At 73.0% G+C, this 21,402-nt stretch carries 16 protein-coding genes; all 16 read left to right on the top strand.

Annotated elements, in window-relative coordinates; translation table 11 throughout:
- The first annotated feature begins 2,347 nt into the window (after nt 1-2,347).
- Nucleotides 2,348-3,046: a hypothetical protein gene (locus ABZ780_RS24220; RefSeq protein WP_357487671.1), complete on the top strand. Its 699-nt coding sequence runs from the start codon at nt 2,348-2,350 to the stop codon at nt 3,044-3,046.
- A 141-nt stretch (nt 3,047-3,187) separates the two neighbouring features.
- Nucleotides 3,188-3,652 (top strand): DUF948 domain-containing protein, encoded by a 465-nt coding sequence (locus ABZ780_RS24215; protein WP_357006495.1) that lies wholly within the window; start codon nt 3,188-3,190, stop codon nt 3,650-3,652.
- Between the two features lie 29 nt (nt 3,653-3,681).
- Nucleotides 3,682-3,987: a hypothetical protein gene (locus ABZ780_RS24210; protein WP_357006498.1), complete on the top strand. Its 306-nt coding sequence runs from the start codon at nt 3,682-3,684 to the stop codon at nt 3,985-3,987.
- Nucleotides 3,984-6,662 (top strand): alanine--tRNA ligase, encoded by a 2,679-nt coding sequence (gene alaS, locus ABZ780_RS24205; RefSeq protein WP_357006501.1) that lies wholly within the window; start codon nt 3,984-3,986, stop codon nt 6,660-6,662. Before ABZ780_RS24210 ends, alaS begins: the two co-directional genes overlap by 4 nt.
- A 72-nt stretch (nt 6,663-6,734) precedes the next feature.
- On the top strand, nt 6,735-7,193 hold the full coding sequence (gene ruvX / locus ABZ780_RS24200; protein ID WP_357006505.1) for a Holliday junction resolvase RuvX: 459 nt from the start codon (nt 6,735-6,737) through the stop codon (nt 7,191-7,193).
- Nucleotides 7,193-8,386, top strand: a complete 1,194-nt coding sequence (mltG, locus tag ABZ780_RS24195) for an endolytic transglycosylase MltG (RefSeq protein ID WP_357487570.1) — start codon at nt 7,193-7,195, stop codon at nt 8,384-8,386. The genes ruvX and mltG overlap by 1 nt, the downstream gene beginning before the upstream one ends.
- The gene (locus ABZ780_RS24190; protein ID WP_357487569.1) at nt 8,386-9,207 is read left to right on the top strand and encodes a shikimate dehydrogenase; all 822 of its coding nucleotides are present in this window, start codon (nt 8,386-8,388) and stop codon (nt 9,205-9,207) included. Before mltG ends, ABZ780_RS24190 begins: the two co-directional genes overlap by 1 nt.
- Nucleotides 9,208-9,396: 189 nt before the next feature.
- Nucleotides 9,397-11,106: a glycosyl hydrolase gene (locus ABZ780_RS24185; RefSeq protein ID WP_357006514.1), complete on the top strand. Its 1,710-nt coding sequence runs from the start codon at nt 9,397-9,399 to the stop codon at nt 11,104-11,106.
- A gap of 224 nt (nt 11,107-11,330) precedes the next feature.
- On the top strand, nt 11,331-13,262 hold the full coding sequence (locus tag ABZ780_RS24180) for a hypothetical protein (RefSeq protein ID WP_357006823.1): 1,932 nt from the start codon (nt 11,331-11,333) through the stop codon (nt 13,260-13,262).
- Nucleotides 13,263-13,355: 93 nt separating this feature from the next.
- A complete protein-coding gene (locus ABZ780_RS24175) occupies nt 13,356-13,907 on the top strand; it encodes an acyltransferase (RefSeq protein WP_357487568.1) in 552 nt (183 codons plus the stop codon).
- Entirely contained in the window at nt 13,900-15,495 is a 1,596-nt protein-coding gene (locus ABZ780_RS24170) for a lipopolysaccharide biosynthesis protein (protein ID WP_357006520.1), read from the top strand. The genes ABZ780_RS24175 and ABZ780_RS24170 overlap by 8 nt, the downstream gene beginning before the upstream one ends.
- Nucleotides 15,496-15,558: 63 nt before the next feature.
- Nucleotides 15,559-16,860 (top strand): O-antigen ligase family protein, encoded by a 1,302-nt coding sequence (locus ABZ780_RS24165; protein WP_357487567.1) that lies wholly within the window; start codon nt 15,559-15,561, stop codon nt 16,858-16,860.
- Entirely contained in the window at nt 16,857-18,470 is a 1,614-nt protein-coding gene (locus ABZ780_RS24160; protein ID WP_357487566.1) for a lipopolysaccharide biosynthesis protein, read from the top strand. The genes ABZ780_RS24165 and ABZ780_RS24160 overlap by 4 nt, the downstream gene beginning before the upstream one ends.
- An 8-nt stretch (nt 18,471-18,478) precedes the next feature.
- Nucleotides 18,479-19,381, top strand: coding sequence for a sulfotransferase domain-containing protein (locus tag ABZ780_RS24155; RefSeq protein WP_357006825.1), 903 nt, complete (start codon nt 18,479-18,481; stop codon nt 19,379-19,381).
- Nucleotides 19,378-20,640: a hypothetical protein gene (locus ABZ780_RS24150; protein WP_357487565.1), complete on the top strand. Its 1,263-nt coding sequence runs from the start codon at nt 19,378-19,380 to the stop codon at nt 20,638-20,640. Before ABZ780_RS24155 ends, ABZ780_RS24150 begins: the two co-directional genes overlap by 4 nt.
- Nucleotides 20,641-20,854: 214 nt before the next feature.
- Entirely contained in the window at nt 20,855-21,334 is a 480-nt protein-coding gene (locus ABZ780_RS24145; protein WP_357006531.1) for a UDP-N-acetylglucosamine--LPS N-acetylglucosamine transferase, read from the top strand.
- The last annotated feature ends 68 nt before the right edge of the window (nt 21,335-21,402 follow it).

Genomic DNA, 21,402 nt, shown 5'->3' with positions numbered 1-21,402 from the left:
GGGCCCGGACGAGCGGCGTGATCCCCGCGCCAAGGGCCGCCGCTGGGGTCGAGGCCGAGCCGAGGCGGAGCCGGAGGAGCCGGTATCCGGCGAGGAGTTCGGCTGGATCGACGACCTGCGCTCGGCCAAGCAGCAACGCACCGAGTTGGGCCCGGACGGTGCGCCGGCCGAGCCCGTGCCGCCGCGCGCGGGTGCGCCCACGGCGCCGGACGCGCCGCCCGGTCCACGCCGGGGCGACCCGGACGGCACCGGGGCGCGTCGTCCGACTGACGGCCCCTGGCCGGGTGAGCCGCCAGCGGTTCGCCGCCCGGACGAGCGGCCACCCGCCGACCGTCCCCGCGCCACCGGTCCCGGCGCCCCCACTCAAGGTCAGCCGCCGCGCGGCGCACAGCCGGTGCCCGGCACCGGTCCCCGCGCCGCCGGGCCGCCGCTGGCGCCACCCGCCGCCCGCCCGGCCGGCGGTGACCCGGCAGGACCGCCCGGGCCGCGTCCTTCGTCCGGTGCTCCCGCCGGCGCGGCACGACCGCGTCCGGCGACGGCTCCGCCCGGCCCACCCGTGGGCCCACCGACCTCGGGCGCCCCGACCGGTCGCCGCCCGGATGCTGCCGCGCCGGCTGGCCGGGCGGACGCGATGCCGCCGCTGCGCCGCCCGGACGCCGTCCCGCCGAACCGCCGCCCCGGCGCGGAGCCCACCGAGCCCGGCCGTCCACTGCCCACCGACGGCCCGCCCACGGGTCGGCGCACCGCCGGGCCCGTCGCCGGTCCGGCGCGCACCGCCGGGCCACCCGCCGCCGCTGGTCCGGCCCGGTTCGACGGGCCGCCGCCCGGAGTCGTACCGCCGGTCTCCGACGGCCCGCGACCCGACCCCGCGATCGACCGCGACCCGCGCGGGGCCCAGCGTCGTCCCGGCCCGGTCGATCCGGGGGCGCCGCAGCCACCCGTTCCCCCCCGCTCGGCCGCGGGCGGTCGCCGCCGCGCCGCTGAGCAGCAGGAGCCCGTGGTGCCCCGCTCGGGCAACGCGCCACCGATGCCTCCCGCGTCCGCCGCGCAGCGCGGTGCCGCGCAGTCCGGCCCGCTGCCGACCGGTCTCGCGCCGTCCGTCCCCGCACAGTCCGGCCCGCCGCCGACCGGCCAGGGGCAGCCCGGCCCCGCGCAGCCCGATGCCGCGCCGGCTGGTCACGCGCGCACGGGAACCCCGCCGGCTGGCCCCGCACGCCCGGGGGCCGCGCCCACCGACGGCGCCGGCCGCCGCCGGGCAGCTTCCGACGAGCAGGGCCGGCGCGCTCCGGCCGGCGCTGAACCCCGGGCGGACCGCCCGGAGCGACCGGCCGACTGGCTGCGTCAGGCCGGCCGGCTGCCGCACACCGACCCCGGCCTTCCGGTGGTCAACCGGCGCGGCGGCGGTGCACCCGCTCCGGTCGGCAACCGGCCCGCCGGGCGTCGTCCGGCGCCGTCCGGCGGCGACCTGACCGGCTCCACCGGCCCGCTCGCCGTGCCGGACCCGGCTGCGGACCGCACCGCCGGCCAACGGCCCGTCGGGCCACCACCGGATCCGGGCGCGCCCGCTCGCGCCGCCCGGCCAGGCCTGGCGGAGTCCACCGGAGAACAGCCGAGCGGTGCCGCGCCGCCGGTCAGCGGCGAGCGGCCCGCCGGCCGCCGGGGCGCTCCGGCGCCCACCCCGGATCCGACCGGTCGGCGCAGACCCCACGCCCAGCCCGGCCCCGACGCAGCGGCCGCTGCCCGCCCCGGCGAGCGCGGCGACGACCCGTACGCCGGTCCCGCTGGCGGCGTGCCCGGCGCGCCCGCCCGGGGCGGCGCACGCTCCACCCCGCCCGGCGGGCGGGCACGGGTCGGCCCTGGCGACGCGCCGATCGCCGGCGCCGGTCGCCGGGGCCCCGACGGCCCACCCCGCCCCGGAACCGACGTACCCGACCGGGGCGCCCCACGCCCGGACGGTCCGGCTCGTGCCGCTGTCCCGCCGGGTGCCGGCCCGGATGGCCTGCCCCGACCGCGCCCGGACGGTCCGGCTCGTGCCGCCGTCCGCCCGCCGAGCGCCGGGCACCCGCCCGTCGGCGTCGTTCCGCCCGGCGGCGAGCCCGGCACCGGTCCCGGGTCGCCCGTGGCGGCGCGCGGCGGTGCCTCGCCCGTTCGCCCGGCGGATCGCGCCGCCGGCCGTGCCCTTCCGCCGCACCGGGAGCCTGGCCGCCCCGAGCCGAGCGGCGTCGCGCCCGTGCCGCCGCCCGGACGCCCCGGCGAGCCCGTCGGCGTGGCCCGTGCCGCCGCCGTGGTGCCCGCCGCGACCGGGCCGGCGGACCGCCCGACCCCCGAGCCAGCCGGCGGGGCCGCGCTGCGCGCGGCCAACCAGGACACCCCCGACGACGACGGGGCCACCCCGGGCGCCCGGTCCGAGCTGCGCCGGCAGTTGCGCGAACGACGCCGACTGCGGGCGGCGGTGCTGGTGCTGGTCAGCGTCGTGCTGCTCGGCGCGGTGCCGCTCTTCTTCGGCGTCCGTACGCTGAGCCGGGACCCGGTCTTCGACAACCTGGACCAGCTCAACGTGCCCGGCTGGGCCGCGACGAAGACGGTCGACGACGTCAGCGGCAGCCGTTGGTGCCTGCTCGACTGCCGGCTCCGTGAGCGCACCGTCACCTCCGACAAGTCGCCGGAGGAGACGACGACGGTGTACGAGACGGCGCTGCGCCAGGACGGCTGGCAACCGTGGAAGGTGAGCCGCTGCCCGGAGCAGGAGACCAAGGGCACCTACACCTGCTGGCGTCGGGACGAGCTGACCCTCGACCTGTGGGTGCGTTCGCCGACCTGCGTGCCACCACCGGTCGACGGCGAGCCGGCGCTCGTGCCGTCCCCGGAGCCGTCGGCCGCTGCGGCGGAGTGCACCGGCTCGTTGGTGTCGGTGAAGGTGCGCAATGCGATCGACGACGAGCGGACCAGGCCGCAGCCCGCCACCGACCCGTCACTGACCGGCGAGGATCCGTTCCCGACGGTCAGTGCGGATCCGCTCGGCGACGTGACACCCTCACCGTCCTGAGCCGGTCTCCATCACGGACGGTAGGGTCTGGGGCTGGCGGGCCCGCCCGCGACCGTTGACTGGCGACAGTTCGGTGCGGGTACAAGGTGGTGCGTTCCGGGGACGTCGGGTCCGGCGGAACTCTGTATGAGGAGGACAGGCGTGGGCGACATTGGAGAGGTCGCGGCGCTGATCGCGGCGTCGGCGTTCGCGGTGCTGGTGCTCATCCTGACGCTGCCGATTCTGCGGCTGCGGCACACGGTTGACGCCACCACCCGGATGATCAACGACCTCAACGATCGGACCGCGCCGCTGCTCAGCGACGTGAACACCACGGTGAAGAACGTCAACACCGCGCTGGAGCAGGTGCAGACCTCGCTCGACGGCGTGAACCTGCAGCTGGCGAAGGTCGACACCATGACCAGCCACGCGCAGAACGTCACCGCCAACGTCGCCAACCTGGCCACGGTGGTCTCCGCCGCTGCCGCCAATCCGCTGGTCAAGGTGGCCGCGTTCGGCTACGGCGTGCGCAAGGCCGCCGCCGGCCGTCGGGCCGCCGAGACCGAGCGCGAGGTACGCGACACCATCAAGCAGCAGCGACGGGCCGCCCGGCGCGGCAACCGCTGACCAGCCGGCGTACCAGGAGGTAGCGAGACATGAGGCGCTTGTTCTGGCTCGGCATCGGCGTGACCGTCGGCGTGATCGTGGTCCGCAAGGCGACCCGGACCGCCCAGTCGTACACGCCGGCCGGTATCGCCAGCACGTTGTCGGAATCCGCTGGCGGCCTGGTCGAGTCGCTGCGTAGCTTCGTGGAGGACGTCCGAATCGGGATGGCCGAGCGCGAGCAGGAGATCCACCAGGCGTTCGCCCAGGGCGAGGCGTTCGACGACCAGTTCGCCGAGCTGCGGGAAGACCCGCGGATCGGCGATCGAGAAATCTTTCCGGAGGAACACCAGCGATGAAGACGGCGGAGATCAAGCGGCGGTACCTTGCGCATTTCGAGGCGAACGGCCACGCCGTGGTGCCGTCCGCTCCGCTGCCCGCCATCAGCGATCCGAACCTGCTGTTCGTCAACGCCGGTATGGTGCAGTTCGTCCCGTACTTCCTGGGTCAGCAGACCCCGCCTTACCAGCGGGCGGTCAGCGTGCAGAAGTGCATCCGTACCCCGGACATCGACGAGGTCGGTAAGACCAGTCGGCACGGCACGTTCTTCCAGATGAACGGCAACTTCTCCTTCGGCGACTATTTCAAGGACGGCGCGATTCCCCTCGCGTGGGATCTGGTCACCAAGTCGCAGGCCGATGGTGGGTTCGGTCTGGACCCGGAGCGGGTCTGGCCGACGGTGTACCTGGACGACGACGAGGCGTACGAGATCTGGCGGTCGGTGGGTGTGCCGGCGGCGCGGATCGTGCGTCGGGGTAAGGCGGACAATTTCTGGTCGATGGGGATTCCGGGGCCGTGCGGTCCGTGCTCGGAGCTGTTCTACGACCGGGGTCCGGAGTACGGCCGCGAGGGCGGCCCGGCGGTCGACGAGGACCGCTACATGGAGTTCTGGAACCTCGTGTTCATGCAGTTCGAGCGGGGTCCGGGCACGACGAAGGACGACTACCCGATCCTGGGGGAGTTGCCGGCGAAGAACATCGACACCGGCATGGGCCTGGAGCGGATGGCCTCGATCCTGCAGGGCGTCGACAACCTGTACGAGATCGACGAGGTGCGGCCGATCCTGGACCGGGCGGCCGAGCTGACCGGTAAGCGGTACGGCGCGCACTCCGGGCACGTGGCGAGCGAGTCGCACCCGGACGACGTACGGCTGCGGGTGGTCGCCGACCACGTGCGGACCGCGTTGATGCTGATCGGCGACGGTGTGACCCCGTCCAACGAGGGTCGCGGGTACGTGTTGCGTCGGATCATGCGGCGGGCGATCCGGTCGATCCGGCTGCTCGGCTGGCAGGACCGGGCGCTGCCCGAGTTGCTGCCGGTGGCGCGGGACTGCATGGCGCCGTCGTACCCGGAGCTGGCGAGCGACTTCGACCGGATCTCGCAGTACGCGTACGCGGAGGAGGACGCGTTCCTGTCGACGCTGCGCGCGGGCACGACGATCCTGGACACGGCGATCGCCGAGACCCGCACGGCGGGCGGCAGCGCGTTGTCGGGTGCGAAGGCGTTCCAGTTGCACGACACGTACGGCTTCCCGATCGATCTGACCCTGGAGATCGCGGCCGAGCAGGGCCTGAAGGTCGACGATGAGGGTTTCCGGCGGTTGATGGCCGACCAGCGGACCCGGGCGAAGGCCGACGCGCAGGCCCGCAAGACCGGCCACACCGACGTGTCGGCGTACCGGTCGGTGCTCGACTCGGGTGGCCCGGTGACGTTCACCGGGTACAGCGAGGTGGCCCGCGAGTCGCGGGTGCGGGCGCTGCTGGGCGGGTCCGGCCCGCTCCAGGCGGCGACCGAGGGCGAGACCATCGAGCTGGTGCTCGACACGACCCCGTTCTACGCCGAGGGCGGTGGCCAGCAGCCCGACCACGGCATGATCACCGTCGGCGACGGCCAGGTCGAGGTGCTCGACGTGCAGCAGCCGGTGCCCGGCCTGATCGTGCACCGGGCCCGGGTGGTCCGGGGTGAGGTGCGCGCGGGCGACACCGGCTACGCCGAGATCGACACCACCCGGCGGCGGGCGATCTCCCGGTCGCACACCGCCACCCACCTGGTGCACCAGACCATGCGTAACTTTCTCGGGGAGTCGGCGACCCAGGCGGGTTCGTTGAACGCGCCCGGTCGGCTGCGGTTCGACTTCAACACCCCGACCGGTGTCTCCCCGACCGTGCTGCGGGACGTGGAGCAGCAGGTCAACGAGGTGCTCCTGGCCGACCTGGAGGTGCACGCCTTCATCACGTCGCTGGACGAGGCGCGGCGGATCGGGGCGATGGCGCTCTTCGGTGAGAAGTATGGCGAGGAGGTGCGGGTCGTCGAGGTGGGCGACTACGCCCGGGAGCTGTGCGGTGGCACGCACGTGGCGCGCTCGGCGCAGCTCGGCCTCGTGAAGATCCTCTCCGAGTCGTCGATCGGTTCCGGTGTGCGCCGGGTCGAGGCGCTGGTCGGCATGGACGCGTTCGGCTTCCTGGCCCGCGAGCACCTGCTGGTGTCCCGGCTGGCCGAGCTGTACCGGGTGCCCAACGACCAGGTCGCTGACCGGGTGGAGCAGACCGTCACCCAGCTCCGGGACGCGGAGAAGGAGCTGGAGAAGCTGCGCGCCCAGTTGGTGCTGGGTGGTGCGGGTGCGCTCGCCGCGCAGGCGAAGGATGTGCGCGGGGTGGCGTACGTGGGCACCGAGGCGCCGGAGGGCGCGGCCGGTAACGACGTGCGGACCCTGGCCCAGGAGATCCGCGGCAAGATCGACCCGGCGCGGCCGGCGGTGGTCGCGGTGGCGGCCCGCGCGAACGGCAAGGCGTCGCTGGTGGTGGCGGTCAACGCCGCCGCGCGCAGCCGGGGCCTGGCGGCCTCGGATCTGGTGAAGGCGGCGTTCTCCGGGCGCGGCGGGGGCAGCCCCGACCTGGCCCAGGGCGGCGGGCTGCCCGCGGCCGAGGCACCGAACCTGCTCCTCACCGTCGAGAAGGCGATCACTGAAGCGTGATACCACGATCGTTGTCAGCCAGGGCGGACCGATTGGTCCGCCCTGGCTCGTCTGGCCCTCAGGTGACCGTCGGTGAGTGAGCGCATGCGTGGTGTACGGATCGGCGTGGACGTCGGTCAGGTGCGGGTGGGGATCTCCCGCTCGGATCCGGATGGCATCTTGGCCACGCCACTGGTCACCCTCGCCCGGGACCTCACCGCCGCGCCGGACGCGGTGCCCAGTGACCTTGCCGAGCTGGCGGCGCTGGTGGCCGAACATGAGGCCGTCGAGGTTGTCGTCGGCCTTCCGGTCAATCTCGCCGGCAAGCATGGTCCGGCGGCGGTCCATGTGAAGGCGTACGCTGACCGACTGGTCGATGTGATAGCGCCCGTCCCGGTAACGCTCACTGACGAGAGGATGTCGACCGTGGTCGCTTCTCGTAGGCTTGCCGAGCGTGGCGTTCGGGGCAAGCGTCAACGTGCGGTTGTCGACCAGGCGGCCGCGGTGGAGATCCTGCAGAGCTGGCTGGACGCGCAGCGGAGGCGGACGTAATGATCGACGATCTGGACCTTGGGTTCGACGAGCCGGAGCGCGGGGAGAAGGGGCGCCATCGGCGCGGCTTCCGCAAGCGCAAGGGCGGGTCCGGTGGCGGCCGGGGCAAGACGTTCCTGGCGCTGATGATGGCCCTGGTCCTGCTCGGCACCATCGGCGGCGGGGCGTTCTACGGTTTCGACCGGATCCAGAACTACTTCGTCACGCCCGACTACGACGGCGCCGGGTCCGGCGAGGTCACCGTCGAGATCAAGAACGGCGCGCTGCTCGCCGACATGGCCGCCGCGCTGGTCGCCGCCGACGTGGTGAAGAGCCAGAAGGCGTTCATCGAGGCCGCCGAGGCCAACTCGCGCAGCAAGAACATCCAGCCGGGCACGTACAAGCTGCGCAAGCAGATGAGCGGTGAGAGCGCCGTCACCGCGATGCTCGACCTGAAAAACAAGATCGTCAACGGGTTGACCATCCCCGAGGGGCGCACCAGCAAGAACATCTACAAACTGCTCTCCGAGAAGACCAAGATTCCGGTGAAGGAGTTCGAGGCCGCCGCGAAGGACCCGGAGGCGCTCGGCGTACCGGAGTGGTGGTTCACGCGCGACGACGGCAAGAAGGTCGTCAAGTCCATCGAGGGTTTCCTCTACCCGGACACGTACGAGATTCCGCCGAAGGCCACCGCGGAGAGCATCCTCAAAATGATGGTGGACAATTTCCTCTCGGTGACCGGTGAGATGAAGTTCGCCGACCGCGTGCAGAAGGAACGCAGGGTCAGCCCGTACGAGGCGCTTATCGTGTCGTCGCTGGCCCAGGCCGAGGCGGGCAACAAGGACGACCTGGGCAAGGTCGCCCGAGTGGCCTACAACCGGGTGTACGGCGAGTTCAACTGCAACTGCCTGGAGATGGACGTCACGGTCAACTACTACCTGGAGTCGATCGGCAAGCCGACCAAGACCTCCGCGCAGATGACGGCGTCGGAGTTGGACGACCAGAAGAACCCGTACAACCGTAAGCTGCGGGGTCTGATCCCCACCCCGATCAACAACCCCGGCAAGCAGGCCCTGGAGGGGGCGATGGCCCCGCCGGCGGGCAAGTGGCTCTACTTCGTGGCCATCGACAAGCAGGGTCACTCCGCCTTCGCCGAGACGTACCCGGAGCACCAGCGCAACGAGGCCAAGGCCCGCGAGGCCGGCATCATCTGATGGCGCCGCGTCGGAGGGCCGCCGTCCTGGGTAAACCGATCGGGCACTCGCTCTCCCCGGTGATCCACAACGCCGGCTACGCCGCCGCCGGGCTGGCCGGGTGGTCGTACACCCGGATCGAGTGCGCGGCGGCGGAGCTGCCGGCCCTGGTCGCCGGCCTGGGCCCGGAGTGGGTCGGGTTGTCGGTGACCATGCCGGGCAAGGAGGCGGCGCTCGCGGTGGCCTCGGAGGCCTCGCCGGTCGCCGCCGCCGTCGGTGCGGCCAACACGTTGGTACGGCGCCCGGACGGCTCCTGGCACGCCGACAACACCGACGTCGCCGGCATGGTCCAGGTGCTGACCGACGCCGGGGTGCGCGCTGGTGCCGCCGTGACGGTGCTGGGCGCGGGCGGTACGGCCCGCGCAGCGCTCGCCGCCGCCGCGCAGCTGGCCTGCTCCTCGGTGACGGTGGTGGCGCGCCGGGCGGAGGCGGTCGACGACCTGCGGCCGGTGGCAGACGCGGTAGGTGTCGTGCTGAACGCCGGGGCCTGGGGCGACGCGCCCCGGCACCTGGGCGCCGAGGTGGTCGTCTCCACCGTGCCGAAGGGGGTCGCCGACCCGTTGGCCGAGGCGGGGACCTGGTCGGCGGGCGCGGTGGTCTTCGACGCGCTCTACGATCCGTGGCCGACGCCCCTGGCGGCAGCCGCCGTCGCGGCGGGCCTGCGGGTGGTGTCCGGACTGGACCTGCTGCTGGCGCAGGCGGTCGGCCAGTTCGAGCAGTTCACCGGTGTGGCCGCCCCGGTCGAGGCGATGCGGGAAGCGCTGCTCGCGGCTCGACGCTGATAGTTTTGCCCCACAGGGATCTGTCCGATGTGCTCCGCGCCATTCGCCACCCGCCTCTGTTGAGCGACTGCCCAGCGCAGAGTCTTAGCTGACGCTTAAGACGCGCTTACGGAAATCTGTCCTGCCCGCGACTGTCCCTGGTCATGGATACGCTGCTCACCGTTACGCCAGCAGACACAGGGAGTTTCCTTGACCAGGCACGGACTGCACCGCATGGCCCGGTTCCGCTCCGGCCCCCGCCGCAAGGCGATCGCCCTCGGCGTGGTCGGAGGCTCCGTGGTGGCCGGCATCGTGGCGACCACGCTGCCGCTGCTGGCCAGCGACGACCTGTCGATCCGCGCGGTGGCGGACACCACCGCGACCGCCGTGTCCCAGGACGGCGACAACGCCGCCAAGACGACCCTGGCCACCTGCCCGGCGCGCTGTGACGGTAACCCGCGGGGCGGCCGGGAGGCCGTCATCGAGTTCGCCGTGACCACCGTGCCGGCAGCAGCCGTCAACGTCCGGGCGACCCTGCGGGTGCACGCCTGGCAGCAGTTCGCCGCCACGGTGACGGCGCACGCCTCACCGCTGAGCGCCCGCGAGACGCGGCCGCGCGTCGCGCCGGCCGGCACCGCTCTGGACACGGTGACCGGCGTCGCCAAGGGCGCCAACGAGTGGGACATCTCCAGGCTGGTCACGGGCAACGGCACCTGGACGGTCTCGCTGGCCCAGAGTGGCCTGGACACCCGGATCTACTGGGCGTCGGTCGAGAACAGCAACCCGGACCTGCGCCCCAGCCTGGTGATCAGCTACGACATCGGCACCGCGCCGTCGTCGGCGCCGACCACCCGTCCGGCGCCGCCGCCGACGACGCCGAGCGCGCTGCCGACCACCGCCGCGCCCAAGCCGTCGCCGACCGTCGCGCCGACCCGGACGCCCACCGCGACGGCGAGCCCGGCTCTTCCGTCCGGCAAGTGCGGCTCGGTGTCGGACAAGCTCGTCCCCTCCTGCGGCGCTTGGTGGGGCATGTACTCACCCGCCGGGGCGGCCGGCGGCTGGGACCACGGCAAGGCGGTCACCGACGTGGAGGCGCAGGTCGGCCGCAAGTTCGACATCGTGCACCGCTACCACGACTTCTCCAACGCGGGCAGCAACGGCGCCTTCCCCGACGCGTACGAGCAGCAGCAGATGCGCGAGGGCCGGTTGATGTTCTTCGCCTGGGAGTCCCGCAACTTCTCCGCCGGCACGACGATGAAGTGGGCCGATGTCTACAGTGGGCGGCAGGACGCGACGATCGACGCGGTCGCCGGTCGCATCCGGGCCGCCAAGGTGCCGGTGTTCATCGGCTTCGACCACGAACCGGAGGACGAGCCGGAGAAGGGCAGCGACGCCGAGTTCGTCCGCGCCTGGCGGTACGTGCACGAGCGGTTCGCCAAGGCGGGCGCGGACAACGCCGTCTGGGTGTGGACGATGATGGGCTGGTCCGGGCACTACTCCCGGTACGCCGGCCTCTACCCCGGTGACCGCTACGTCGACTGGGTGGCCTACGACCCGTACAACTTCCACGTCTGCAACGGCAGCACGGTGTGGAAGAGCCCGAGCACGACGGTGGGCAGTTTCTATCGCTGGCTGGACCAGAACGGCATCGGCGCCGGCAAGCCCCGGATGCTCGCCGAGTTCGGCACGAACTTCAACTCCGCCGACCCGGGCGCCAAGCAGCGCTGGTTCCAGGAGTTCCCGGCGGCCCTCAAGGCGCACCCGAAAATCAAGGCCGCCATCTACTTCAACTCGCCGGGCATGACGACTCGTACGGCGACCTGTGACATGACGATGAATCACAATGCCTCGGCATTGGCGGGCTTCGCTCAGGCCGGCCGGGATTCCTATCTGCGGCAGCCGACCGGAGGGAGCCGTTGATCACAAAGATGCCCTGACAGCACGCCGTTTACCGGGATCGGGCAGCCGATTCTCCGGCGTCTGTCGGTTTGCAGATTCATGCACCGCCCAATCGGCGGATGCGCCTGACAGGGTGGACGAGGCAGGCTACCTCGGGTTCTCATCCATCTTGGAGGCGCAGCGTGCCTAAAATTCCGCCCTTGTGGCGTTTGTCAGGAAGACGTCGTACCCGGGCGGCGGTCGTCGTGCTGGCGGTCGTCGCCGCGGCACTCAGCGTGCCCACGGCGTCCTCAGCGGCGGTGGTTCCGGTCCCGACGACGCAGACCCTGGTGTCCACGAATCCCGCCGACCAGACCCCGCACGCCCGCGACGGTGAGACCCGCGCCTTCGCGCAGGTCGGCAACACCGTGTTCGTCGGCGGCAGCTTCACCCAGATCCGGCAGACCGCCACGTCCGCCTGGGTCACCCAGCGTTACCTCTTCGCGTACGACCGCACGACCGGCGCCATCTCCACCACCTTCCTGCCGGTGCTCGACGGCGCGGTCAACACGCTGATCGCCGGTCCCGGAGGCACGCTGATCGTCGGCGGCGCCTTCAAGAACGTCAACGACGTTTCCCGCAAGAACCTGGTCGCGCTCGACCCGAGCACCGGTGAGATCATCGACAGCTGGGTCGGGCGCTCCGACGGCGGCAACGTCCGTGACATGGCGTTGAACGGCAACTGGCTCTACGTGGCCGGCGCGTTCAACTGGCTCAACGGCACCGCCCACGCCGGCCTCGCCCGGATCAACGCGACCACCGGTGCCATCGACCCGACCTTCAACATCAACGCCAGCGTCGGGCGGCGCGGCACCAACTCGTACGTGTGGGCGATCGACGTCGCGCCGGACGGCAACACGCTTGTCGTCGGCGGTAACTTCACGCTCGTCAACGACCTGCCGCGCAACCAGATGGCGCTGGTCGACCTCTCCGGCACCCCGACGGTGCTGGACTGGAGCACCGAGAAGTTCGTTCCGCCGTGCGCGGACCCGGCGACCTTCGTGCACTACGTGCAGGACGTGCGGTTCGGCGAGGACGGCAGCTGGTTCGTGGTCGGCACCAACGGCGGCTCCGGCTGGCCGGCCGCGTACTGCGACGCGCTGGTCCGCTTCGAGACCGCCGCCCGGGGCAGCGGTCAGCTCGCCACCTGGGCCGACTACACCGGCAACGACACCATCACCTCGGTGGAGGTGGCCGACAACGTCATCTACCTGGGCGGGCACTTCCGCTGGCTGAACAACCCGAACGCCAGTGACCGGGCCGGCAACGGCGCGGTCGACCGGCTCGGCATCGCCGCGGTCACCCCGGCCACCGGCATGCCGGTGAACTGGAACCCGCGTCGCAGCGGCAGCGCCTCGATGCCGTCGGGCACCAGCAACTGGGGCTCCGCGGTGCCGGTGCTGTGGCGTGGGACGGACGGCCTCTACTTCGGCCACAACTCCGACGGGATGGGCAACGAGTACCACGGCCGACTGGGCATGTTCCCGCTCGCCGGCGGGCGCACCTTCACGCCGAAGAACCCGCCGACGGCGACCACCGGCAACCTCTACCTGGGCACCGGCCCGGGCACGTTGGCGAAGGTGCCGTTCGACGGCACCACGCTGGGTACGGCGGACACGGTCAGCCAGCCCAACTACACGGCGGCCGGCGCGACCTGGCGGGTGGCCGACCGGATCTACTGGTCGCACACCGTGGCGGGCACGCCCACCGGCAGCCGGATCGACATCTCGATGTTCAACGGCGGCGCGATCGGCGCGCCGTGGGAGGCGTCCGGCTACAACGACTGGTTCAACGCGGCGGCGCTGACCGGCGCGTTCTTCCTCGACGGGCGGCTCTACTACACCCGTACCGGCGCCAACAACCTCTACTACCGCTTCTTCGAGATCGACGGCAACTACCTGGGTGCCACCGAGTTCGCCCTGCCCACCAGCGGCGTCACGTGGTCGACGGTGCGCGGCATGGCATGGGTTGACGGCAAGATCGTCTACGGTGCGACCGACGGCACGCTGCGCAGTGTGCCGTTCGACCCGACGGCCGCGCCGGCCGCGGTGGTCGTGGGGACGACAGCGACGGTGATCGCTCCGGCGACCACCGAGCTGTCCTGGTCCACCCCGTCGACGTTCTTCTCGGTGCAGTAGCGGTTAACCGTTCGTAACGGAACATCGGTAGATTGTTCACGTTGGGCCGGCGGCGGTGTCACCGCCGCCGGCCCCGCGACATGGGGAGGGTCGTTGGTCGGCGCCGCTGGCATCCGCGCGAAGAGCGCGGTGCGCCTGGTCTTCGCGGTCAAACGCGGTTGGTACCGGCTCCGCTACCGCCGGCTGACACTCGGCCGCGACGTGGAGATCCGGGGGCGGATCCGGCTGCGTCGCGGAGTGCGGGTGACCATCGGCGACCGGACCCGGATCAACAAGCTGGTCCGCTTCGCCGGCCCCGGCGAGGTGCGCGTCGGCGCCGACTGCCTGCTCAACGCCACCTGGATCGGCACCTGGACGTCGGTGACCGTGGGGGACCGGTGCCTGCTGTCCGACTGTGAACTTCTGGACAACGACTTTCACAATCTGCAACCCGAGCAGCGGCACGCGCCGCCCAGCCCGGCTACACGCGCCCCGATCGTTGTCGAGGAGAATGTGTGGATCGGCGCGCATGCCCTCGTGATGAAGGGCGTCCGCGTCGGTCGGGACAGCGTCGTGGGCGCGGCGACGGTGGTCCGCACGGACGTGCCACCCCGCGTCGTCGTCGTCGGCAACCCCCAACAGACGGTGAAGAAGTTCCATGACTGACGCAGCACCCGCCTCCTGGTCGACGGACGGCCCGCCCACCGGTGCCGCCCGGTCCGTCACGCTGACCGACCTGCTGCGGGTGCCGCTGCACCGGCTCCGCCTGGTGGGCGCGGTCGCCCTGGTCGGCCTACTCGCCGCGCTCGGCTACGTGCTGCTGGTGCCGGCGGCGGTGACCGCGAGCGCGGTGGTCGCGGTCCGGCCCGTGGTCACCGACGCCTTCACCCCCAGCGGTGCGAGCGCCGACCGCGCGGTCAACATGAACGTCGAGAGCCGCATCGCCACCGGCACCGAAGTGGTCCAGCGTCTCGCCAGCGGGGTCGGCGGCGACCCGCGCGACATCCGCGACGCACTCGAGGTCGAGGTCCCCACCGGCGGGCAGATCCTGCGCTTCAGCTACCAGTCGAAGGACGCACAGCGTGCGGTGAGCGGCGCCAACCTCGCCGCACAGGCATATCTGGACGTGCGACGCGCCATGTACGAGCAGCAGCGCACCGAGATGGTCCGCTCCTACGACGAGAGCATCACCAAGGTCGCCGCCCAGCAGACCGCCGTGCAGAAGCGCGTGAGCACCGCCAAGGACTCCGCCGCCGGAGACGCCGCGCTGGCCGAGCTGGCCGGGATCAACAACCAGCTCACCCAGCTCAACTCCTCGCGGACCGAGATCGCGGCGGTCGACGTCAACCCCGGCTGGATCACGCAGACCGCCGAGCGGGCGCTGGCCAGCTCTGCCGGGAACCGGCCGCTCTACCTGGTCGCCGGCCTGCTCGGCGGCACGCTGCTCGGCGTCGTGCTGGCGTACGCCTGGGAGGCGACCGACCGGCGGGTGCGCTCGGTCGCCGACGGCCGGGACGCCACCGGCCTGCCGCTGCTCGGCACGGTGCGTCGCCCGACATTCCGGGGCAGCCCGCGAGCCGCCGACGCGGACATCCGGTACGTGGCGATGGCGGTCGCCGAGCGGGTTCGCCAGCCGGCCCGGGTGGCGCTGGTCACCGCCCGCGAAGACGCCACGGCGCTCACCGCCGGGCTCGCCGTGGCGCTCGCCGTCGACGGTCGGGAGGTCTTCGTCGCCGACGACAGTGGGCGGGCCGACCGGCTGCGCGCCGCCGTGCTCGCCGACCGTGGGCGGCTGCCCATCGACCCGTCTCGGCCGCAGGTGCCCAAACCCCGTCCGGCCGTCAGCCCACCCGCGGCAGCCACCCCGGACAGCGCCGCCACCCGGCGGCCCTCCCCGCACCCGCCCGGCGCCCGCCCGTCCACCGACCCGGACGCCACCCTGACGCTGCCCCGGGTCGCCTCCGCGCGCACCGACAACAGCCGACCGGTCGCCCCGGACGAGGTGGCCGTGGGCGTGGGCACCGTCCGCTTCGGCACCTGGCGGCAGGGCGCGGACCACGGGCTGGTGCTGTACAACGCCCCACCCGGGGAGTCCGACGAGCGCGGTGTCGCGGTGGCCCGCCAGGGCAGCGCGGTGGTGGTCGTCGAGCGGGACCGCACCCGGCAGAGTGACCTGCGACGGCTGGTGGAGCGGCTGCGGGCCGCCGGCGTCACCCCGCTGGGCTTCGTGCTCACCCGCAACGGCCGGGCCTGACGGGTGTCGGTCACCCGCGCCCCGGCGACCGAACCGCCGCCCGGGGGCGCCCCGTCCGCTGGCGTGCCCACCCCGCCGACCCCGCCGCCCGCCCTGCTGCCGCTCTGGCCGCTGGCGATGATGTTCGGTCTGGTGCCGCTCTGGTGGCTGCTCGGAGCGTTCTACCTCGGCTGGCCGCTGCTGGGGGCGCTGCTGCTCGCGCTGCTGTTCACCCGGGGCCGGGTGCCGCTGCCGCCGGCCGCCGGCATCTGGCTGCTGTTCCTGGCCATCGTGGTCGTCAGCGCCACCCAACTGTCGTCGCCGGCCTCGCTGTTGACGTTCGGCCTGCGGCTGGCCTTCTACCTGACCGCGCTCGTGGTCGGCGTCTACGTCTACGCCGCCGCCCGGGAACGCGCCGACCTGGTGCCGGTGCTCATACCGCTCTGCGCGTTCTGGCTCGCGCTGGTGGTGCTGGGCTGGCTCGGGGTGCTGGTGCCCCGCCTGGCGATGACCACCCCGATGGAGGTGCTGCTGCCCGGCGGGGTGGCCGGCACCCCGTTCATCCAGGACATGGTGCACCTGACCACAGCGGAGTACAGCGCACGCTCGCTCAACCCCATCTACCGGCCGGCCGCGCCGTTCGCGTACACCAACAACTACGGCAGCGCGTACGCCATGACCCTGCCGTCCGTGGTGGCGTTCACCATGCTGTGCCGGCGAGGGCTGCTGCGCTGGGTGCTGCTGGTGTCGCTGCCGTTGTCGCTGGCGCCGGCGTTCCTCACCCTCAACCGGGCGATGTTCCTCAGCCTCGGTGCCGGGCTGGCGGTGCTCGGGGTGCGGGCCAGCCTGCGCGGCAACGTCCGGGTTGCCGCGTCCATCGTCGGCGTGGTGGTGATCGGCGCGCTGGCCACACTTGTCATCCCGATCACCGACCTGATCAGCCAGCGGGTCGACTCCAGCGACACCAACACCGACCGGCTCTCGCTCTACAGCGAGGTGATCCGCCGCGTGCAGGAGTCGCCGTGGCTGGGCTACGGCGCGCCGGTGAACGTCGACACCGTCTCCGCCGCCGCGCCGATCGGCACCCAGGGGCAGTTGTGGATGGTGCTGTTCAGTCACGGCGTACCGGCGCTGGTCTGTTTCCTGGCCTGGTTCGTCGCCGCCGCGGTGATCTGCGCGCGGGCGACCTCACCGGCCGGTCAGTGGCTGGCCGTGGTGCCCGTGGTCTGCCTGGTGCAGATCCCGTTCTACGGCATGGCCAACCAGAATCTGGCTGTCGCGTTCTTCGCGGTCGCCTTCGCGATGGCGCTGGCCGAACGGGAACGGCTGGCCCGGTCGGGCCGGTGGCATCCGCCGGCCGCTCGTCGTACGGCGGTGTCGGCATGACCGCCGCCACCCGAGGGCCGGCCGACGCCGGCACGGGCCACCCGGCGCCGCCGCCCGACGCGGCCGACGTCGGCGCGGCGGAGACGCGGCGCAGCGCGCGCAGCGGGGTCGCCGGGCTGCTCGGCGCCGCCACCAGCGGACTGTTCGGCTTCGTGTTGGCCGTGGTGATCACCCGGGGGTACGGCACCGCTGGCGCGGGCGCGTTCTTCGCCGCGATCGGGGTGGTCACCGTGGCCACCGCGGTCTGCACGCTCGGCGCGGAGACCGGCCTGATGTGGGCACTGCCCCGACGCCGGATCGGCCGACGGGGGGACGCCGCCCGGCTGCTCCCGGTGGCGCTGATCCCGCCGCTGCTGGCCGGGCTCCTGGTCGCGGGCGTCGGGATGCTGGCCGCCGACGCGCTCGCTCCCCAACTGTTGCAGGGCTCCGGCGCGGACGGCCAGGCGCTGCTCACGGTCACCTTCGCGGCGGTGCCGGTGGTGGTGGCGATGACGTTGCTGCTGGCCACCCTGCGCTGCGTGCGACCCATCCGCGCGTACGTCGGGGTGCAGTTCCTGCTGCTGCCGGTGGCCCGTCCGGCGCTGGTCGGTGCCGCCGCGCTGGCCGGCGCCGGCCTGCTCGCCGGCATGACCGGCTGGCTGGTGCCGGCGGCGCTGGCGCTGCTGGTCTGTCTCATCCTGGTGGCCGGCCCGCTCGGGCTGGGCCGGGGTGCGCCGCTGCGGTCCAGTCGCGCCGACTGGTCGACGTTCTGGCGCTTCGCACTGCCCCGGGCCGCCTCGGCGGCCATCGACGCGGGCAGCATGTGGGTGGGCGTGCTGCTCACCTCGGTGCTGGCCGGCCCGGAGGACGCTGGCGTGTTCGGCGCGGTCGGCCGGTACGTGCTGGCCGGTCAGTTGGCCATGCAGGGGCTGCGGGTGGCGGTGTCACCGCAGTTGTCCCGGCTGCTCGGGCGGGGCGAGCGGGCCGCCGCCGCGGCCGTGCACCGGCAGTTGACCAGTTGGGGTCTGGTGCTGTCCTGGCCGGTGTACCTGCTGCTGGCGGTGTTCGCGCTGGCCTTCCTGCAACTGTTCGGCCCGGAGTTCACCGCTGGCGTGCCCGCGATGACGGTGCTCGCGCTGGCGATGCTTGTCAACACTGGCGTGGGCAACGTGCAGAGCCTGCTGCTGATGGGCGGGCGCAGTGGGCTTCATCTGGTGTCCACCCTGGCGGGGCTGACCATGACCGTCGCGCTGGGGCTCTGGCTGATCCCGGAGCACGGCGCCACCGGCGCCGCGCTGGCCTGGGCCGCCGGCATCGCCACCGAGAACCTCAGCGCGGCAGGCTTCGCCCGGTCGGTGGTCCGGGAGCCGCTTGTCGACCGCATGACGCTGCGCGCGGCGGCGGCCACGGTCGCCGGTGTGGGTCTGGCGTCCGGCGTCGGCGTGCTGTTGGGCGGGCGCGGCCTGCCCGGCCTCACGGTGGCGCTGGGAGTGCTGCTGGCCGGTTGCGTCGGCTTGTTGACGTTGCCCCGGGTGCGCGCCGGCATCCGGGTGACCATGAGGCAGATCCGTGGGCGGGACGACGCGGCGCCGACCGCCGAACCCACCCCGGTCTCGACGAGAGGTAGGTGAGGTCCGTCGTGGCGTCCATCCGTGACCGGGTCAAGCAGTTGGTTCCGACCCAGGTGACCACCCGGGTGAAGGAGTCCCTGGTCGACTACGGGGTCCGTACCAGTGACCGGCGGCCACTGCCGGACTTCCTCATCATCGGCACCAAGCGGGGCGGCACCACCTCCCTGTGGAACTACCTCATCCAGCACCCCCTGGTGCCCCGGCTCTTTCCCGCGTGGAACACCAAGTCGGCGCACTACTTCGAGGAGCACTGGGGTCGCGGCGAGGCGTGGTACAGGTCGCACTTCCCGACCGAGCGGCACCGCGAGGCCCTGGAGAGGCGGCACGGTGGGCCGGTCCGGGTCGGTGAGGCCGCGCCGCTGTACATGTTCCACCCGCTCGCCGCGCAGCGGGTCGCCGCGCTCATGCCGACGGTGAAGCTGATCGTGCTCCTGCGCGACCCGGTGGAGCGGGCGTACTCGCACTGGAAGGAGCGCCGCACCCACGGCATCGAGCCGTTGGACTTCGCCGCCGCGCTGGCCGCCGAGCCGGAGCGCACGGCGGGGGAGCGGGAGCGGCTGATCGCCGAGCCGGAGGCGTTCAGCGAGGCGTACGACTGGTACACGTACCGGGCTCGGGGGCGCTACCTGGAGCACCTGGAGCCGTGGCTGGAGCGCTTCGACCGGTCGCAGATCCTCTTCCTGCCCAGCGAGGACCTGTACCGCGACTCGCGCGCCACCTACCGGCGCACCCTGGACTTCCTCGGGCTGCCGCCGTACGACCTGCCGGACTTCAAGGTGTACAACGACCGGCGTTCGGCGCCGTTGGAGCCGGCGGTACGCGCCGAGCTGACCGACTACTACCGGCCCTACAACGACGCGCTGCGCGAGCGGCTCGGGTTGGACCTCGACTGGGCGGACCGGGCAGCGTGACCACGGAGGTCGCCCCCGCCACGGACCCTCGGTCCCGGCGCGACGGTCTGGGCTGGGTGAGTCGCGCGGTGTTCCCGGACGACCGGGTCGGCCTGACCGTGGGCGGCGCCCTGCCGGCCGGCCATCGGGCGGTGGCCCGGTACGCGGTGGTGCCGTCGGTGGCCCGTGCCCGGTTCCTGGTGCCGTTGGGCGCGCCCCGGGCCGGCGCGGCGTCGCTGCTGGCGTACAACGCGTTGCGCCCGCCGAAGGTGCGTGCGCTGCGGGCGGCGCTCGGTGGGCTGGCCCGGTTCGGCGAGGCGGGCCTGGCGCCCTTCCCGACGCTGACCGTCTCGGTGCCGGCGGGGACGCCGGCGGTCGATCTGCTGCTGACCGAGCGGCTCGCCGCCGCGCTCGGCGGTACGCCGCTGCTGGCCGCCTTCGGGGTCCGCCCACCGGACCCGAACGGCAAGCCCACCCTGCAACTGTTCGACGCCGACGGTCACCCACGCGGTTACGCGAAGATCGGCTGGAATGACGCCACCCGCGCGCTGGTCACCGCCGAGGCGGCGGCGTTGCGGGAACTGCGCGCGGTGACCGGCGTCGCCGACCACCCGACACCGCCGGGGCTGCTCACCGAGACGGCGTGGGCCGGCCAGGTGGTGGCGGTGATCGAACCGTTGCCGCCCGAGGTGCGCGGCGTACCGGTCGACGACCCGCCCCGGATCGCGGCGCTGCTCGCGGTGGCCCGCCGAGGCGCCCCGGCGGGTGTGCCCCGACCGCTGGCCTCCTCGACGTTCCTGGCCCGGCTGGCCGCGCTCGCCGACCGGGCCGCCGTGGCCGAGCCGGCCGGTGCGCGGGCGGTCGCCGCGGTCGCCGCGCTGGCCCGCCGGCACGGCGACACCGCCGTCGAGTTCGGGCACTGGCACGGCGACTGGGTGCCGTGGAACCTGGGCCTGCACGCCGGCCGGCTGGTCGCGTGGGACTGGGAGCACAGCGCGCCGGACGTGCCGGTCGGCTTCGACCTGGCACATGACGCCTTCCAACGGTCGCTGGTGCTGCGCGGGGAACCGGCCGCCGTGGCCGCCGCGGCCGTCGACGAGCACCTGGGTCGGCACGGTGAGCGGCTCGGCCTGCACCCGGGGCAGCGCCGGCTCGTGGCCGACGCGTACCTGGTGGAGATGTGGCTGCGGACCTGGCGGTTGGCCGATGCCGGCGCGGGCTGGAACGCCGCGCTGCATCCCGCACTGTTGGACGTCATCGAGAAACGACATAGCGCCTGAACTGGGGAAACCGTGACGCGGTGAATGTGTCGTAGAGTGACGACGAACTAGCAGGTCGTGACGGTTGTCGATGGGTCCCGGACGGACGGTGGGCCCGGGCGCACCGGGTGGAGATCGTCACCTCGTCCGGTCGCGCTATTCAACGTCCGCGCAACGTGTGATCTGCTTCTGGCTGGCCTGAACCTGAATTCCAAGCGAACTTGTGGGGAGTCGCGTGGACGCGAACGACGACGACGGCGATTCGCCGGTGCTGCTGCTGGTGGGATCCAGCGGCGGACACCTGGCCCAACTGCTCGCTCTGCGACCCTGGTACGAACAGTGGCCGCGCCGCTGGGTCACCTTCGACACCCCCGAGGCGGTGTCGCTGCTGGCCGGCGAGGACCTGGTGCCCGCGCACCACCCGACCACCCGCAACATCCCGAACCTGTTGCGCAACGCGCTGCTGGCCTGGCGGGTGCTGCGGGGCCGGCGGGTCGCCGCGGTGGTCACCACCGGCGCCGGCGTGGCCGTGCCGTTCGTGGTGCTGGCCCGCCTGCGACGCATCCCGACCGTCTACATCGAGGTGTACGACCGGATCGACACCCCGACGCTGACGGCCCGGCTCTGCCGCCCGTTCCTGTCCGCGATGCTCGTGCAGTGGGACGAGCAGCGCCGGCAGTACCCGGAGGCCACCGTCGTCGGAACGCTGCTGTGAGCGGGGAGACGGGCACCGCCCGGCGTCCGCAGGCGCCCCACCCCGACGGCACCTCGGAGCCGGCCCGG

This window comes from Micromonospora sp. NPDC047467 (assembly GCF_040643095.1).
Lineage (GTDB): Bacteria > Actinomycetota > Actinomycetes > Mycobacteriales > Micromonosporaceae > Micromonospora.
The sequence above is the reverse complement of the archived record's forward strand: the minus strand, read 5'-3'. Positions and strand labels throughout refer to the sequence as shown.

Bases quoted from the DNA above. Each gene is read 5' to 3' on its own strand.
- ABZ780_RS24210 (WP_357006498.1), top strand. From the start codon at position 3,682: ATGAGGCGCTTGTTCTGGCTCGGCATCGGCGTGACCGTCGGCGTGATC.
- alaS (WP_357006501.1), top strand. From the start codon at position 3,984: ATGAAGACGGCGGAGATCAAGCGGCGGTACCTTGCGCATTTCGAGGCG.
- mltG (WP_357487570.1), top strand. From the start codon at position 7,193: ATGATCGACGATCTGGACCTTGGGTTCGACGAGCCGGAGCGCGGGGAG.
- ABZ780_RS24190 (WP_357487569.1), top strand. From the start codon at position 8,386: ATGGCGCCGCGTCGGAGGGCCGCCGTCCTGGGTAAACCGATCGGGCAC.
- ABZ780_RS24170 (WP_357006520.1), top strand. From the start codon at position 13,900: ATGACTGACGCAGCACCCGCCTCCTGGTCGACGGACGGCCCGCCCACC.
- ABZ780_RS24160 (WP_357487566.1), top strand. From the start codon at position 16,857: ATGACCGCCGCCACCCGAGGGCCGGCCGACGCCGGCACGGGCCACCCG.